At 64.1% G+C, this 15323-nt stretch carries 15 protein-coding genes and 1 pseudogene; 6 read left to right on the top strand and 10 right to left on the bottom strand.

Annotated elements, in window-relative coordinates:
* Positions 1–790 (top strand): annotated as a pseudogene (locus tag VL752_RS03125) (tyramine oxidase); the annotation flags it as partial.
* Here the strand turns inward: VL752_RS03125 and VL752_RS03120 are convergent.
* Genes VL752_RS03120 through VL752_RS03110 form a run of 3 tightly spaced genes read right to left on the bottom strand, consistent with a single transcriptional unit; the run spans position 791 to position 3779 of the window.
* The gene (locus VL752_RS03120; protein ID WP_325352281.1) at positions 791–1522 is read right to left on the bottom strand and encodes an SIS domain-containing protein; all 732 of its coding nucleotides are present in this window, start codon (positions 1520–1522) and stop codon (positions 791–793) included.
* Positions 1519–3030: an FGGY-family carbohydrate kinase gene (locus VL752_RS03115; protein WP_325352280.1), complete on the bottom strand. Its 1512-nt coding sequence runs from the start codon at positions 3028–3030 to the stop codon at positions 1519–1521. The genes VL752_RS03120 and VL752_RS03115 overlap by 4 nt, the downstream gene beginning before the upstream one ends.
* Positions 3027–3779 (bottom strand): SDR family NAD(P)-dependent oxidoreductase, encoded by a 753-nt coding sequence (locus VL752_RS03110; RefSeq protein ID WP_325352279.1) that lies wholly within the window; start codon positions 3777–3779, stop codon positions 3027–3029. Before VL752_RS03110 ends, VL752_RS03115 begins: the two co-directional genes overlap by 4 nt.
* Positions 3780–3905: 126 nt before the next feature.
* On the opposite strand from VL752_RS03110, the gene VL752_RS03105 reads away from it, so the two are divergent.
* From VL752_RS03105 to VL752_RS03095, 3 genes are read left to right on the top strand one after another with little or no spacing between them, the layout of a single operon-like run.
* Positions 3906–4652: an MBL fold metallo-hydrolase gene (locus VL752_RS03105; protein ID WP_325352278.1), complete on the top strand. Its 747-nt coding sequence runs from the start codon at positions 3906–3908 to the stop codon at positions 4650–4652.
* A complete protein-coding gene (locus VL752_RS03100) occupies positions 4649–5011 on the top strand; it encodes an MmcQ/YjbR family DNA-binding protein (protein WP_325352277.1) in 363 nt (120 codons plus the stop codon). Before VL752_RS03105 ends, VL752_RS03100 begins: the two co-directional genes overlap by 4 nt.
* Positions 5012–5042: 31 nt before the next feature.
* Positions 5043–6065, top strand: a complete 1023-nt coding sequence (locus tag VL752_RS03095; RefSeq protein WP_325352276.1) for an LLM class flavin-dependent oxidoreductase — start codon at positions 5043–5045, stop codon at positions 6063–6065.
* Between the two features lie 20 nt (positions 6066–6085).
* Here VL752_RS03095 and VL752_RS03090 read toward each other — a convergent pair whose 3' ends face one another.
* From VL752_RS03090 to VL752_RS03060, 7 genes are all read right to left on the bottom strand, one after another.
* A complete protein-coding gene (locus VL752_RS03090) occupies positions 6086–6844 on the bottom strand; it encodes a GolD/DthD family dehydrogenase (RefSeq protein ID WP_325352275.1) in 759 nt (252 codons plus the stop codon).
* A gap of 43 nt (positions 6845–6887) precedes the next feature.
* Positions 6888–7682 carry a DeoR/GlpR family DNA-binding transcription regulator gene (locus VL752_RS03085; protein ID WP_325352274.1) on the bottom strand — a complete coding sequence of 265 codons (795 nt, stop codon included), beginning with the start codon at positions 7680–7682 and terminating at the stop codon, positions 6888–6890.
* Positions 7683–7745: 63 nt separating this feature from the next.
* Positions 7746–8774, bottom strand: coding sequence for a substrate-binding domain-containing protein (locus VL752_RS03080; protein ID WP_325352273.1), 1029 nt, complete (start codon positions 8772–8774; stop codon positions 7746–7748).
* Positions 8775–8877: 103 nt separating this feature from the next.
* Positions 8878–9879, bottom strand: a complete 1002-nt coding sequence (locus VL752_RS03075) for an ABC transporter permease (RefSeq protein WP_325352272.1) — start codon at positions 9877–9879, stop codon at positions 8878–8880.
* Complete coding sequence (locus VL752_RS03070) at positions 9866–11413, bottom strand: sugar ABC transporter ATP-binding protein (RefSeq protein WP_325352271.1); 1548 nt, start codon at positions 11411–11413, stop codon at positions 9866–9868. Before VL752_RS03070 ends, VL752_RS03075 begins: the two co-directional genes overlap by 14 nt.
* 178 nt (positions 11414–11591) lie before the next feature.
* The gene (locus VL752_RS03065; protein WP_325352270.1) at positions 11592–12758 is read right to left on the bottom strand and encodes a hypothetical protein; all 1167 of its coding nucleotides are present in this window, start codon (positions 12756–12758) and stop codon (positions 11592–11594) included.
* Positions 12755–13660: a glucosamine inositolphosphorylceramide transferase family protein gene (locus tag VL752_RS03060; RefSeq protein ID WP_325352269.1), complete on the bottom strand. Its 906-nt coding sequence runs from the start codon at positions 13658–13660 to the stop codon at positions 12755–12757. The genes VL752_RS03065 and VL752_RS03060 overlap by 4 nt, the downstream gene beginning before the upstream one ends.
* Positions 13661–13834: 174 nt before the next feature.
* On the opposite strand from VL752_RS03060, the gene VL752_RS03055 reads away from it, so the two are divergent.
* The gene (locus VL752_RS03055; RefSeq protein ID WP_325352268.1) at positions 13835–14104 is read left to right on the top strand and encodes an acyl carrier protein; all 270 of its coding nucleotides are present in this window, start codon (positions 13835–13837) and stop codon (positions 14102–14104) included.
* Position 14105: 1 nt separating this feature from the next.
* A complete protein-coding gene (gene spt, locus VL752_RS03050) occupies positions 14106–15323 on the top strand; it encodes a serine palmitoyltransferase (protein ID WP_325352267.1) in 1218 nt (405 codons plus the stop codon).

Below are 15323 nucleotides of genomic sequence, written 5' to 3'. Positions count from 1 at the left end.
CGGCAATTACGAATACGCCTCCTACTGGTATCTGCATCAGGATGGGCGCATCGAATACGAGATGAAAGCGACCGGCATCATCAATACCGCCGCCTGCCATCCGGGCCAGCCGGGGAAATTCGGCACCGAGGTGGCACCCGGGATCGTCGGCCATATCCACCAGCATATCTTCTCTGCCCGGCTGGATATGGAAGTCGACGGACCGAACAACACGGTGACGGAATGCGACACCCGCGCCCTGCCGCTCGGCCCCGAGAACCCGTATGGCAATGCCTTCCTGATGGAGGAGCGGCCACTGACGCATGAGTTGGAGGCGCAGCGGGACGTCGATTTCGCGAAGAGCCGCTATTGGCGCATCACCAATCCGGAGACCCGAAACTGGGTCGGCAAGCCGACGGCCTACAAGTTGGAGCCGATGTCCGCCGTGCAGCCCTATACACATCCGGACAGTCCTTCCGGCCGGCGTGGCCGCTTCATCCAGCATCAGCTCTGGGTCACCGCCTATGATCCGGAGGAGCGTTACCCGGCGGGTGAATTCGTCAACCAGTCCAGCACCAGGGAAGGCGGGTCCGAAGGGCTGCCGAAATGGATCAAGGCAGATCGCCCGGTCGAGAATGCGGATATCGTGCTCTGGCACAGTTTCGGCCTGCACCACATCACCCGCCCGGAAGACCATCCGGTGCAGCCTTGCGTGGTTTGCGGGTTCAAGCTGATGCCGTCGGGCTTCTTCGACCAGAACCCGGTGATCGACCTGCCGCCCTCCGTGAACAAGAAAAGCTGCTGCGCCTGATCAAAGATGCTGGTTGCGTGCCTGATAGCGCGCAACCAGTGCGGCATTGTGCTCCTTGGCACCGGGCATATTGGCACTGACATAGATCGGTGCGTCCTTCCCTGCCGCCGCGAGACGGGACACCGCTTCCGCCAGAAGCGCATTGAGGATCGCGGCGCCGACGACCGTGGATAGCGGCCCGACGGGGGGCTGGCCCGCTGCGGCCTCGAACCCCGCATCGCCCGGCACTGTGCGGTTGTCGATTGCGATATCGGCCAATTCGGACAGGCGCGACCGGCCGGCGGCCGCCGCCTTCGAATAGGCATCCGATGTCACAGCAATAACGGTCACGCCTCGGGACCGACCGTACCTGGCCGCTTCAACCGGCACAGCGTTGACGCCGCTATTGGAAAAAATCACGAGCACGTCTCCGGCCTCGATCGGATACTGAGCCAGCACCTTCGCCGCCAAGCCCATTTCTCTTTCGCGGCGCGTACTTTCCACCGCCCCTTCGTGCAGCATCAGCGCCGTCGCCAGAACCGGCACGACGGCCGCAATGCCTCCGGCCCGGTAATGCCCTTCTTCCGCCAACATATGGGAATGGCCGGTGCCGAAGAGATAGATCAACCGGTCAGTGGCGAGTGCTCGGGCAATGGCGCCGGACGCCGCATCGAAGGCGACCTCCTGCCCTTCAGCCAATCCGGCGAGGGCAGCGGCTGCCTGAGCAAGATAAGCGAAGGCGGCGGTCGTCACGGCAGCGTCCTCATCTCAGCGCGGGGATTTACAGCGGCGAGTGCGCCCGCATAGAGCCGGTATCGCCGATACGCCTCTTCATAGCGCCCGTTCCCCGCGGGTTCATGGGCATGGAGAATCCGGCAGGTGACCCGCGATGCCTCGGCAATCGAGGGAAACCAGCCAATGGCGGTGCCTGCGAGAAGTGCGGCACCCTTGGCGCCGAATTCACCGCCCATCGGAACCTCCACACGCCTGTTCAGCACATCGGCAATCATCTGCCGCCAAAAGGCGCTGCGCGCGCCGCCACCGACCAGCCGCACCCTGCCAAAGGCCAAGCTCGTCGCCTCAAAACAATCCCGGATAGCAAAGGCCACAGCTTCAAAAACCGCCCGCAGCAGATCCGGCCGCCGATGCCGTGGCGTAAGGCCGGCGAAACCTCCCCGCGCTTCAGATGCCACGATCGGCGCGATGATGCCGACCTCGCTGAGATAGGGAATGTATACGGCCCCCAAGGCCCCGGGTGGAGACTGCATGGCCAACGCGGCGAGGCGCTCGTAGGCATCCGGCGCCTCTGCGAAATCGCCGCAGAGCGTCGCCAGCGCCCACTCGATATTCGTCGTCCCCGCAACATTGACCATGGTGCGCAGCCACAGACCCTCCGGCAGGGTAAAGAGAATACCGAGATCGGGCGGCGTGAAGACAGGTTCCGCCACCACCACGCCGTTGAGGCAGGTTGTGCCGAGAATGCTCACCGCCGCACCTTCGGCCAATCCTCCCGCGCCGATCACGCTTGCCGCGACATCGCCGGCGCCGATGGCAACCGGCGTACCCGCCCGCAGGCCGGTGGCGCGCGCCGCCGCCTGCGTCACAACCCCGGCGATACTGTCGCATTCCTGTGGCTCGGGCAAAAGATGCGCCCAATCCTCGAGTCCGAAGAGGGTCAACAAAGCGCGAGACCGCCCCCGCGCCCGCGCGCTACCCGGGGCGACGGCCGCTTCCACAATGTCGGTCGCAATCCGCCCCGTCAGCTGGGCACGGATGAAATCCTTGGCCCCCACAACAGCCGTCGCCCGCGCCATGACATCCGGCTCGTGCAGAACCAGGTGCCGCAGCACCGGCAAGGTACAACCCTGCTGCATGGCCGAACCGGATTCCGCGAAGATGCGGGACATGACGGCAGGATCACGCGCGATCATGCCGTCGATCAGGGGCTGGGCACGGCCGTCGCTCCAAAAGATGCCGGGCCTCAGCGCGCGGCCCTCCGCATCCACCACCCAGGCACCGACCATCGCGCCGGAAATGCCGATAGCCGCGATCTCTGCCGCCGGGACCTGCCGCAGGACCTGGCCGATGACGGCACAAGTGGCGGCCCAGACTTCCTCCGGGTCAGCCTCGGCCCACCCCGGATGCGGTGAGGAGACATTCGTGCGGCGCGCGGCGGCCGCGACTTCCGCGCCATCGTCACGATAGATCGCCGCCTTGACGATGGATGTTCCGATGTCGATGCCGAGCAGCGCCGCGCTCACAATGCAGACCAGCCTCCGTCCACCGGCAGGATGACGCCATTGACATAGGAGGAATCGGACGACGCCAGATAAAGCGCCGCGTGGGCAATCTCCTGTGCCTGGCCCACGCGCTTCATCGGCGTGTCCGCGCCCAGGCGTGCGCGGTCCTCCTCAGTCGTGATAGCGCCCACCATCGGCGTTTCGATCGTGCCCGGGCAGATGCAGTTCACCCGAATGCCGCGGCTGGCCCAGTCCACCGCCAAGGTACGGGTGAGCGCGATGACGCCGCCTTTCGCGGCGGTATAGGCATCAGCCCCCGGGATGCCGGCAATCGCCATGATCGACGCATTGTTGATGATGGCGCCACCACCGCCCTCCAGCATGCGCGGAATGGCATATTTGCAGCCCATCGCCTGCCCCTTGAGGTTGATGGCGAGGATGGCATCCCAGGCGTCGCCCGGCGTCTCCACGATGCTCGCCATCTTGAAGCGGCCCGTGGAGCTGTAGCCGACGCCGGCATTGTTGAAGAGCACGTCGAGCTTTCCATAGGTCCGGCAGGCGAAATCCACCATTGCCGCAACCTGCTCCTCCTGTGCGACATCGACCGTGAACGGAACGCCGCCAATCTCGCTCGCCACGCGCGCCGCGCCTTCGCCGTTCCAGTCGGCGACGACAACATGCGCCCCTTCGGCGGCGAAGAGCCGACAGCTGGCCTCACCCTGGCCGGAAGCACCGCCCGTTACCACCGCCACCATGCCGCTCAGCTTCATCGCCCGCGCTCCCCATGCATCATGGGAGGTTATCCGTTTCCTGAGCGGCCGAGAAGCCGCGCGCATTGTCAATCCGCCTCATCTTCTCTAGATTTTTCCTAATAGACGAAGCGGAAGGATCAATACATGCGCCTGTCTCCGCAGATCCATCTCGTAGCGAGCGGCAGCATGGGCATCTCGCTGACCGATCCTTATGACTGCAACTGCTGGCTGATCGAAACCGGTGACGGACTGGTGCTGTTCGATAGCGGCGCCGGGCGCGATGCGAACGAGATCCTTTCTGAACTATCCCGCACCGGTCTCGATCCTGCCGATCTGCGCCATATCTTTCTCACGCATGCCCATGCCGATCATTCAGGCGGCGTCGCCCCCCTTTTCGCATCCTTGCCGCAAGTCGTATCGCTGCATGCCGGGTGGGAGGCCGCGTCCCGCATGCGGTCGAATGATGAAACGCGCATCAGCCTCGATACAGCCAGACGCTTCGGTGTCTATCCCGAGAGCTATCGCTGGCACGGTGCCGAGGTGGACGACGTGCTGGAAGACGGCGAAACGCGCCAGATCGGTAGCGCGACAATCGAGCTTCTGGAAACGCCGGGCCACAGCGCGGATCACTGCGCCTATCTGGTGACACTGGAAGAGACCCGCATCCTGATCTCCGGCGATGCCGTTTTCGCCGGTGGCACCGTCATCCTGCAGGACATTGCCGATTGCAGCGTTTCCGCGACACTCGCAAGCATCCGCCGGCTCGAAGCGCTGTCCTTCGAGGTCTTTCTGCCGGGCCACGGCCTTTTCGCGCTGCGGGATGGCAAGCGCCATGTCGCCAAGGCCGCCGGCTTCGCGCAGAAGGGCCTCGCACCGCCGCTGCTTGCATGACGCGCGACAGGTTCAACGCCTTCTGCGCCGGGCTCACCGCCACCAGCCACGTGGTGCAGTGGGGCGGCGCGGATGTCTGGAAGGTAGGGGAGAAGGTCTTTGCCATCGGCGTGCCGGAGGGGCGCCGCATGCTGATCACCTTCAAGGTCACCCCGATGGGGTACGAGCTGCTGCGGGCACAGCCGGGGCTGCGCCCCGCACCCTACCTCGCCTCGCGCGGCTTCACGTGGATCCAGCAGTACGAGGCCCCGGGCCTGCGTGACGCCGACCTCCGCGCCTATCTGCAGGACAGCCACCGGATCGTAGCGCTTGGCCTGTCACGTCGCCGACGCGGGATGCTGGGCCTGCCCGAGGGCTGACGCGCCGGAAGGAATGCGCTAGGTTCCGCGGATGAAAAAGATCGGTTTCCTGTCCTTCGGGCATTGGACCCCCTCGCCGCAATCCGGCACGCGCTCGGCCGCCGACACGCTGCTGCAGTCGATCGACCTTGCCGTCGCGGCGGAGGAACTGGGGGCGGACGGCGCCTATTTCCGCGTGCATCACTTTGCGCGCCAGCTCTCCGCACCCTTTCCGCTTCTTGCCGCCGTCGGTGCTCGCACCAAAAAGATCGAGATCGGCACCGCCGTCATCGACATGCGCTACGAGAATCCGCTCTATATGGCGGAGGAAGCAAGTGCCGCCGATCTCATCTCGGGTGGGCGCCTGCAGCTCGGCATCAGCCGCGGCTCCCCCGAACAGGTGATCGATGGCTGGCGTTACTTCGGCTACGCGCCCGCCGAGGGCGAGACGGATGCCGATATGGGGCGCCGCCACACCGAGGTGCTGCTGGATGTGCTCCGCGGACAGGGTTTCGCTCAGCCCAACCCGAGACCGATGTTCCCGAACCCGCCCGGTTTGCTGCGACCTGAGCCGATCTCAGACGGACTGCGCGAGCGCCTGTGGTGGGGCGCCGCCTCGAACGCCACTGCGGTCTGGGCGGCGCAGCGCGGCATGAACCTGCAAAGCTCGACGCTCAAGGATGACGAGACGGGCGAACCCTTCCACATCCAGCAGGCGGCCCAAATCCGCGCCTTCCGCGCAGCCTGGGCCGAAGCCGGCCACACGCGCACGCCGCGCGTCTCCGTCAGCCGCAGCATCTTCGCCCTCGTCAACGACCAGGACCGCGCCTATTTCGGCCGTGGCGGCAAGGAGGAGGACCAGATCGGCTTCATCGACGAAAAGACCCGCGCCATCTTCGGTCGCAGCTACGCGGCCGAGCCTGCTCAGCTGATCGAGGAGCTGCGCGCGGACGAGGCGATCGCCGAAGCCGATACGCTGCTGCTGACCGTGCCGAACCAATTGGGCGTCGAGTACAATGCCCATGTCATCGAGGCGATCCTGACGCAAGTTGCCCCTGCCCTCGGCTGGCGCTGAGGGCAGGCAGCGGGCAGACGTCAGACGATGGTATAGCCGCCGTCGATCACGAGATTTTCGCCGTTAATGAGACCCGCCGCCGCGCTCGTCAGAAAGAGCACCGCGTGGGCGATTTCCTCGACCTCACCGAAGCGGCCGACGGGGATCTTGGCGCGGAAGGCAATGCCCTTCTCCCCCGCCCAGACTTCCCTGCCCATGGCGGTATTCACCACCGTCGGCGAGATCGTATTGGCCGTAATGCCATACGGGCCCCATTCCAGCGCCAGAACCTTGGACATGCCGATGATGCCGGCTTTGCTCGCGGTATAGGCGATATGGCCTTCGAGGGCGACCAGCGCCGCCTGGGAGGCCATGCTGACAATCCGCCCGTAGTTCCGGGCGATCATGTGGCGCCCGGCCGCCTGGGAGAACATGAAGGCGGCACGCAGATTGATGGCGAAGGTCGCGTCCCACTGCGCCATGGTCAGGTCGGTCGCCAGCGCAATCGGCGCAATGCCGACATTGTTGACCAGGATGTCGATGCGCCCGTTCTCACCGGCGATCTCGTCGACCGCCGCGTGCACGGCGGCATCATCCCGCACGTCCACCGCGAGGCCGTAGCTGCCATTGCCCAGCCCCTCGGCGATATCCGAGACCTGCGGGTTCTGGTCGATGATGACGATGCGCGCCCCCTGCTCCGCAAGAAGCGTGGAGATGGCGAAACCGATGCCTTGGGCGCCGCCGGTAACGATGGCGACCTGGCCGGTCAGATCATAGGCTGTGGCAAGACTGGATGACATGGACCCTATCCCGTTAGGCGGGAAGCCGCTGCTGGCAGGACATCTATGGCTGCAAATCCGCCACAATGACCTCCAGCTTCGTCTCCCGCAGCTTGTTCAGATCGAGAGGTGAAATGCCGGAATCGGTGATGACGACGTCGAACTCCGCAACCGCGCCTACCCGGTGCAGCGCCGTCGCACCAAATTTCTGGCTATTGACGAGAAGTACCCGCTGGTCAGCGATGGCGAGCAGATCCTGTTTGCTCTTCGCCACCTCCTCTTCCGGATGATAGACCGTGTTCTCCCATACGCTTTGCGCCGAGATGAAGACGGTATTGGCGCGCAGGCCGCGCGTTGCCTGCTCCAGGACCAATCCGAAGAAGCCGTGATAGTGCTGCTTGTAGGTGCCACCCAGGCAGATGATCGTCTTGCCCTGGTCGGTGTGCAGCCGCTCCAGCGGACCGAGGCCGTTGGTAATGACAGTGAGGGGCTCGACCGCCGCCAGCTGCTCCGCAAGGATGGTGCAGGTTGTGGAATCGTCGAGGACGACGATCTGGCCGGGCTGCACCAGCGCCACGGCCGCCCGGGCGATGGCGCGCTTTTCTGCCACCGCCATTGTACCGCGCTGTACGAATTCAGTTTCCACGAGATGCAATGAACTGACCCGGGCGCCGCCATGGACCTTGCGGACAAAGCCCTGCTCGGCCAGCGCGTCGAGATCCCGGTGCACGGTCATCCGGCTCACGCCGAAGCGCTCCGCCAGCTCGTCCACCTGGGCCGAGGTCTCTCTCAACAAAAGGTGGAGGATGCGCTGGCGCCGTTCGTCGACACCACGGCCTCTTTGACTGTCCTCACCCATTCAGCAGACCCCGTGGAACAATGAAGGGACCCGGCCCAAAGCGCGGGCCAGGTCCCGCCAGCATTACTGGTGGCCGTAATCGCCAGACGCAAGGTTGGCGTTGATGAGCGCCGGCAGCGTGTTCAGGAAGCCGTTAAAATTTCCGTACATCTGCGAGTAGTAGTGGTTGACATTGTCCTTGGTCAGCTCCGGCATGATGAACATGGCGGTGGCCGGAACCTGCTTGCCCTGGGCATGGTTGATCGCGACCTGCTCGGCCATGCCGAGTTCCAGCGGACCATCCTGCAGGTTGCTCTCAAGCTCGGTGCCATCGCGAACCGCGCGCATGCCGTCCTTGATGCCGTCTGTGCCGGTCACCGGGATCTTGCCGGCAAGGCCCTTTTCCTTCAGCGCCTGGATGGCGCCGATGGCCATGTCATCATTCTCGGCGATGATGCCGTCGATCTTGCTGCCGTAGCGGGAGAGCCAATCCTGCGTGACGCTGTAAGCCTGGTTGCGCGCCCAGTTGCCGGGCTGAATGGCGAGCACCGTCACGCCGGGGTTCTGCGCCAGGACTTCCTTGATGCCCTTGGTACGGTCGATTTCACCCGATTGGCCGAGCGGCCCCTGCAGGACGACGACATTGCCCTTGCCATGGAGGGCGGCGACCATGTGCTTCGCCTCGTTGGCGCCTGCCTGCACGTCATCCGGACCGACATAGGACGTAATATAGGGCGTCGCGTCCGGGCTCGCCGTCAGGTTGGTCACGATAACGGCGATGCCGGCCGCCTTGGCCGCCTTGATCTGCGGCGTCAGCGTGGCGGAGTTCACCGGTGCCACGACGATCGCGTCAACCTTGCGGTTGATGAACTGCTGAAACTGCGAAATCTGGGCGTTCACGTCCATGCCAGCGCTGTTCCACAGCAGCGTCGCGTGATTGGCTTCCGCCACCTTTTCCACGCCGCGCTTGGCGAGCGAGATGAAGGAGGACATGTCGTAGACGGTGAAGCCGATCACTGGATGCGCGCTGTCGGCGAAGGCGGGCGCGGCGCCCGCGATACCCGCAGTCAGGGCGACACCGGCCAGAAGACGATTCAGAAGTTTAGACGGCATTTCTTGATCCCTTTGATCTGATCGTTTTTGCTTTTTACATCTCCGCCGCGGAAACACGGTCCGCAAGCCGCGGCGGAGCAGGCAAGGCACGTCCCCTTCGTCCTCAATCGTCGCTGCGGTTCATCACGCTGTCGACGAAGACGGCGCCGATGATGATCAGGCCTTTGACGATAAGCTGGTAGAAGGGTGAAACGTTGATGATGTTGAGCCCGTTATCGAGCACGCCGATGATCAGGAAGCCGAACACCGTGCCGATGATGGAGCCGCGGCCGCCGGCGAGGCTGATGCCGCCGATCACCGCCGCCGCGATGGCGTTGAGCTCATAACCCGTGCCGTTGGTGGCGATGCCCGCGGTCGCGCGTGCGGCCAGGATAACACCGGCAACCCCGGCCAGAAGTCCCGAGATGGTATAGACCGCGAAACGGTTGGCGCGGAGATTGACACCCGCGACCCGCGCCGCCTGGGGATTGCCGCCGACCGCATAGATATGCATGCCGAATTTGGTCCGCGCCAGGATGATCCAGGCGACGACCACAACGACTATCATCACCGCAACGGGGATAGAAATGCCGAAGATCGTGCCGCTGAGGGCCAGGAACTGATCGGAAAGACCCGAGATGGGCTGGCCGTCGCTGGCGACGAAAGCAAGGCCGGACGCGACCGTCATATTGCCGAGCGTTGCGACGAAAGGCGGCACGCGGGCGAAGGCCACGAGCAGGCCGTTGAAGGCGCCGATCGCGGTACCTGCAAGCACGCCGAGCACCACGGCCTCGGTGCAGGTGATGGCGCCGTCATCCTGGGCAAAGAGCGCTGCCACCACCCCGGACAGGCCTACGATACTGCCGACCGAGAGGTCGATCCCGCCGGTCAGGATCACGAAGGTCGCGCCCGTCGCCAGCAGCGCATTGGCCGCCACCTGGATAAGGATGACGTTCATGTTGGAGAAGGTCAGGAAGGAGTGATTCGAGACGGCGAGCGTCACAAGGAACAGCGCCAGGATGATGACCAGCGCATAGCGCAGCGCAAAACGCCCGACCTGGCGCGCCGAAATGCCCGCCGGCACCGCCGCCGAGGCGGCATCGGAGGTGATACTATTGGTTTGCATTGGACGACCTTCCCATCGCCAGACGCAGGATCGTTTCCTGCTCCAGCTCGTTCTTCTTCAATTCCCCCATGATCCGGCCTTCCCGAATGACGAGAACGCGATGGCTGAGGTTGATCAGTTCCGGCATGTCAGAGGAAGCGAGCAGCACGGCGACACCCTGCGCCGCCAGATCGTTGATCAGACGATAGAGTTCGCTGCGGGCACCGACATCGATGCCGCGCGTTGGCTCGTCGAGGATGAGGAGCCGGGGCGTTCCGGTGACAAGCCACCGTGCCAGCGCCACCTTCTGCTGATTGCCGCCGGAAAGATGCCCGACCTTCTGGCCGAGCGAGGCATAGGCGACGCGCGTGCGCTTCAGCACATCGAGCGACTGCGTGCGCCGCTTGGCATTTTCCAAAATCCCCCCAGAGCTTGTGAAGGTATTCAGATGCGGTAAGGAAACGTTGTCGAGAATGGAGAGCGAGGTCAGGATGCCGGAGCGCTTGCGGTCCTCCGGCACCATGGCGATGCCACGCTTGATCGACTCCTGCATATGGCCCAGCGGCAGGTCACGTCCGTCCAGCGTAACCTGGCCGGTCGCCCGCCGCATGCCGTAGATCGCCTCCAGCATCTCGCTGCGGCCCGCACCGACAAGGCCACCGAGACCGAGGATTTCACCTTCCTTGACGCTGAAGGATACGGAGGCGTTATAGCCGGAGACGTGGAGATCGCGCACCTCCAGCACCGGCTTGACACTTTCGGTAATGGTGCGATCAGGAAAAAGCTCCGTGATCTCGCGTCCCACCATGTCGGTGATGATCTCGTGCTCGGTGAGATTCCCGGTCGGCGCGTGGCGGATGATTGCACCGTCCCGCATGATGGCGACGCTGTCTGAGATCTCCTCGATCTCCTCCATGCGGTGGCTGGTATAGAGGATGCAGGCGCCGTCGGCGCGCAGGCGGCGGATGACGCGGAACAGCTGTTCGGTCTCGCGTTTGCTGAGGGAGGAGGTCGGTTCGTCCATCAGAATGATGCGGGCCTGGCGCGACGTCGCCTTCAGGATCTCGATCATCTGGGTGTTGGCGACGTTGAGACGTTTCATGGGCAGCGTCGGATCGACCGAGAGGCCGACGCTTTCCATCATCGCCGCCGCCTCATCCACCATCTGGCGGCGACGCAGCAGACCGAACGGGCTGCTCTTCTCACGTCCGATCAGCAGGTTCTGCCAAACTTTCATGTCCGGTATCGGCGCGAGCTCCTGTGGGATGATCGAAACACCCAGGCCTTGCGCGTGGCGGGCATCAAATCGGCGGACCGGCTCGCCAAAAAGTTTCAGAGCGCCGGAATCCGGGTGCACCTGGCCGGAGATGATCTTAAAGAGCGTGGACTTTCCGGCACCATTCTCGCCGGCCAGCACATTCACCGTGCCGCGCGCGAACCGGACCGAGATGTCACGAAGAACCGGGACGCCATCATAGGATTTGGTGATTCCGCTGCAATCGACGGCGATCTCGGTAGTCTCACCACCGGTCGCCGGAGCCATCGCGGCACTCACGCCCGCGCCTCTCGGAACTGCCCACGGCCGCACTTGAACGGCTGCATACTCTCCTCCCCTCTCCGTCGGCGCAGGTCAGCGCCGATGGGATTTGATCCCACTTCTTGAGATCAATTTATCATAGAGAACGGTTTCTGCAACCTGATTATCAGTCCGTGAGAGATTTTTGAGATATTTGTCACATTGCTCGGGAATGGTCCGCCGCCTGCCCCTCAAGATAGGCAAGAATGGCCTCGGCCCCGCGTTCCCCGGCCGGGCGGTCGGTCACCGAAAAAGTCTCGAGGACCGCCTGCCGCTGAGCCGCGGCAAAGGTATCGGGCACGGCAAAGGACTGTGCGAGGGCGCTCGGCAGCGCCTCCATGCCATCGATCACGCGGCCCAGTCTCCAGTGGCGGAAATCTGGATTCGCTGTCCGCTCGGGGCCGCCGGTATTGAAGAAGACCGCCGGCCGTGGCGTCTCGATCCATTCGTAGATCTGGCTCGAGACATCACCGAGATAAAGATCGGCCGCGCGCAGATAGCTCATGTCGATGGATCGTCGGCTGCCAGGATCGATCAGGATGCGCGGGTGATGACGGAGGGCCGCCGGCACACGACCGCGCCAGCCCATCTTGCGATGGATCAGGGACGTATGCAGCAGCCGCTGGAAAAGCATCACGTGCGGGGCGAAAATGAGGTTGTAGCGCCTGTCTTGCGCGAACCATTCCAGAACGGCGCGCCCGAAGGGATACCAGGATGAGATGCGCGGATTGAAATGCGGATTATAGACAACGGTTGGCAGGTCATTATCGAAGAACCGTTCGGCCGGGCGGCCGAGCGTCACGTCGAATTTTGGATAGCCGATGACGCTATGGTGGCCCGCGCGGATGAGACCCGCCGCAGCCATGCGGGCCCGCACCTTGTCACCCGAGAGGAGGACAAGGTCGAATTGACGTGTCACCGTTTGGAAGCCGGCCGCGCCGTCCCCCGCTCCGTGTGGAATGTAGATGAGCGGCACATCGGCTACGCCAAAGCGCGTGCGCAGCATCGTCGTCGTCGTCTCCGGCACTACAATCGCATCATAGGCGCGAAAGACCCCGACATTTTCCCGTAGGATCGCAATCCGTCGGAAGGGGGCGACATGCCGCAGCGCGGCATTCACGATGCGGCTCATGGGCCGCAGTTCCAGTTCGCGAAAGGCGACGGAGACATCGGGCGGGAGCAGCGCCCTCGCCGTCTCGCTCTGTTCAGGACTGGAGGCGAGAATATGGACATCGACACCCCGCCTGGCCAGCGCGGCCGCGACCGGCACGGTGTGCGGAATTTGGTGGATGGTGTCGTGGTTGTAGAGGAAGGCGATCTTCATGCCGCTTGGCGTGCAATCTTATGCTTGACGATGCCATAGAGGCGGGACAGCTTGCCCGCGAGCGAGGCATCCATCCATTTCGCATCGATCAGGCTCACCGCGCCGGCGGCGGAGAGCGTATGCATCCCGTCCAGGTAAGGCGCCATCCAGGAAACGGGTGCTAAGCCATCCCGCGCCTCCGCCGCAAACCCGGTCGCGTCGAGGCGGGAAATGTCCAGAAGGCGAAGGGCCGCACCATAGGTGCCCCGGCAATCCTGCACCGGCAGCACAATGCGCCCCCCGTGCAGAAACGGCGTGCCGCCGGGCCGCGCGCTCGACCGGTCAATGAGCACGGGATTGCCTGGATGCGGCGTCCAGGGCCCGGTCAAGCGGTCCGCATACGCCGCGTGCAAATGGCTTTGCTTGGCAGGCTTGGAATGGGACGGCGCATAGACGAGCCACCACCGTCCTTCGAACTGGAACGGTGTCGCGTCGATCGCCGGGCCATCCAGCGGCAGCGAGCACGCCGGCTCCCACTGGTCGGGAAAGCGCCGCGCGCGATAAAGGGTCAGCGTGCCCGACTGAAAGGCCTCCGGCAGCATCCAGGTCTCGCCCTCCGCCTCAAAAACGAATGGATAGGATAGATGCCAGGCTTCCCGCAGCACCGGCCGGCTGCCCAGAAGACGAAGATCAGCGTCATAGACGAGAACCTCGATCCAGCCACCGCGATCATGATAATCGAAACGCTCGACGAAGACATGCAGCTTGCCGTCCCGCCACAGCCCGAAGGGATCGGCCCAGAAACAAGCAGGCGGCAGTTCCGGCAGCCAGTGCAGGGAAGCCTCCTCAATCCCCTCGTCCAAGATGCGGCCGAAAGGCTTGGCGATGATGGCTGGGCGCCAGATATCCATCGGCCGTAACATGTCACCCATTCTCCTCACGGCCGCAAAATCGTCCATCCGAGACGCTCAAGCGCGTGCCATGCGCCTCGGATGCTGTTGATCAGGCGCATGCGTGATACACTCGTTCGCGATAGAGTTCGATGGTGTCGGCCCCTGCACTTGTACCGGAGCAGAGGGCCTTTGCGACGGAGACAGATGGTGGCCAGCGAAGAAGATGTGATCCGCAATATCGTGGGGGTCGCCCGCACCCTGGAAGGCGTTACCCCAGAGATGGCTGCCTCCATCACGCCCGAAACCAATATCGTGCGTGATCTCAGCCTCGATTCCATTGCCGTGATGGATTTCATCATGGAGCTGGAAACCGAATTCAATACGGTCATTCCGCTGGAAACGGTTGCCGAAATCCAGACGGTTGCCGATCTTGCGCGTGCGCTTGGCGCCGAGCCCGCCCGGGCCCCGATCTGATATGCTAGGCAAATATGCCCAGCTGAAAGATCAGCTCGGGACCCTCCGGGAAACCGGCGCCGATCCCTTCAACGTCACCTTCGACCGCATCCTTTCGCCGACCACGGCTGAGATCGGCGGGCGCGAGGTCTTGCTTCTTGGCACCAACAACTATCTGGGCCTGACCTTTGAGGAGAGCTGCGTCGGCAAAGCGGTGGCGGCCCTTCAGGCCGACGGCACCGGCACCACCGGCTCGCGCATTGCCAACGGCACCTACGGCGCGCATGTCGCGTTGGAAAAGCGCATCGCCCGCTTTCTGCACAGGCGCGACGCGATGGTCTTCACCACCGGCTACCAAGCCAATCTCGGCGCCCTTTCGGCGCTCGCGGGCCGCGACGATCAGCTCCTCCTCGATGCCGACAGCCATGCCAGCATCTATGACGGGTCCCGCCTGAGCGAGGCGACCGTCACGCGCTTCCGCCATAACGACCCGGATGACCTCTACCGTCGGCTGCGCCATCTGGCGGATCGTCCGGGCGAGAAGCTCATCGTTGTCGAGGGCATCTACAGCATGCTGGGGGATGTCGCCCCCTTGCGCGAATTCGCGGCCGTCAAGCGGGAGACCGGCGCCTATCTGCTGGTCGACGAGGCGCATTCCCTTGGCGTGTTGGGCGAGCACGGGCGCGGCCTCGCCGAACAGGCCGGGGTCGAGGAGGATGTCGATTTCGTCGTCGGCACCTTCAGCAAAAGCCTCGGCAGCATCGGCGGCTTCCTTGCTTCCAGCCTGCCCGGGTTCGAGGTCCTGCGCCTTATCGCCCGCAGCTACATGTTCACGGCCTCCCTGCCCCCTTCCGTCGCCGCCGGAGTGACCCAGGCTCTGGACGTGCTGGGCAGCCGGCCCGGCCTGCGACTCGCCCTGAACCACAACGCCGACAGGCTCTATGCGGGGCTAGAGGCGGCCGGCTTCAAGCTCGGCCCCACGCCGAGCCCCATTGTCGCCGTCCGTCTCGGCTCGGCCGAAACCGCCATTGCCTTTTGGAATATGTTGCTGGCGCGCGGTCTTTACGTGAATCTGGCGCTGCCGCCGGCAACGCCGGAGCGCCAAGCGCTGCTGCGCACCAGCGTCAGCGCGGCCCACAATCGCGAGGAGATCGACTTCGCGATCGCGGCAATCACTGCGGTCGGAGAGGAACTCGGGCTTTTGTCGGAGACCGGCGCGGCGCTCTCGCCGGCCAAATAA

Origin of the sequence: Acidisoma sp., assembly GCF_035492295.1 — a bacterium.
Taxonomy (GTDB): domain Bacteria; phylum Pseudomonadota; class Alphaproteobacteria; order Acetobacterales; family Acetobacteraceae; genus Acidisoma.
Note: the sequence above shows the minus strand (reverse complement) of the source record. Positions and strands in the feature narration are given on the sequence as shown.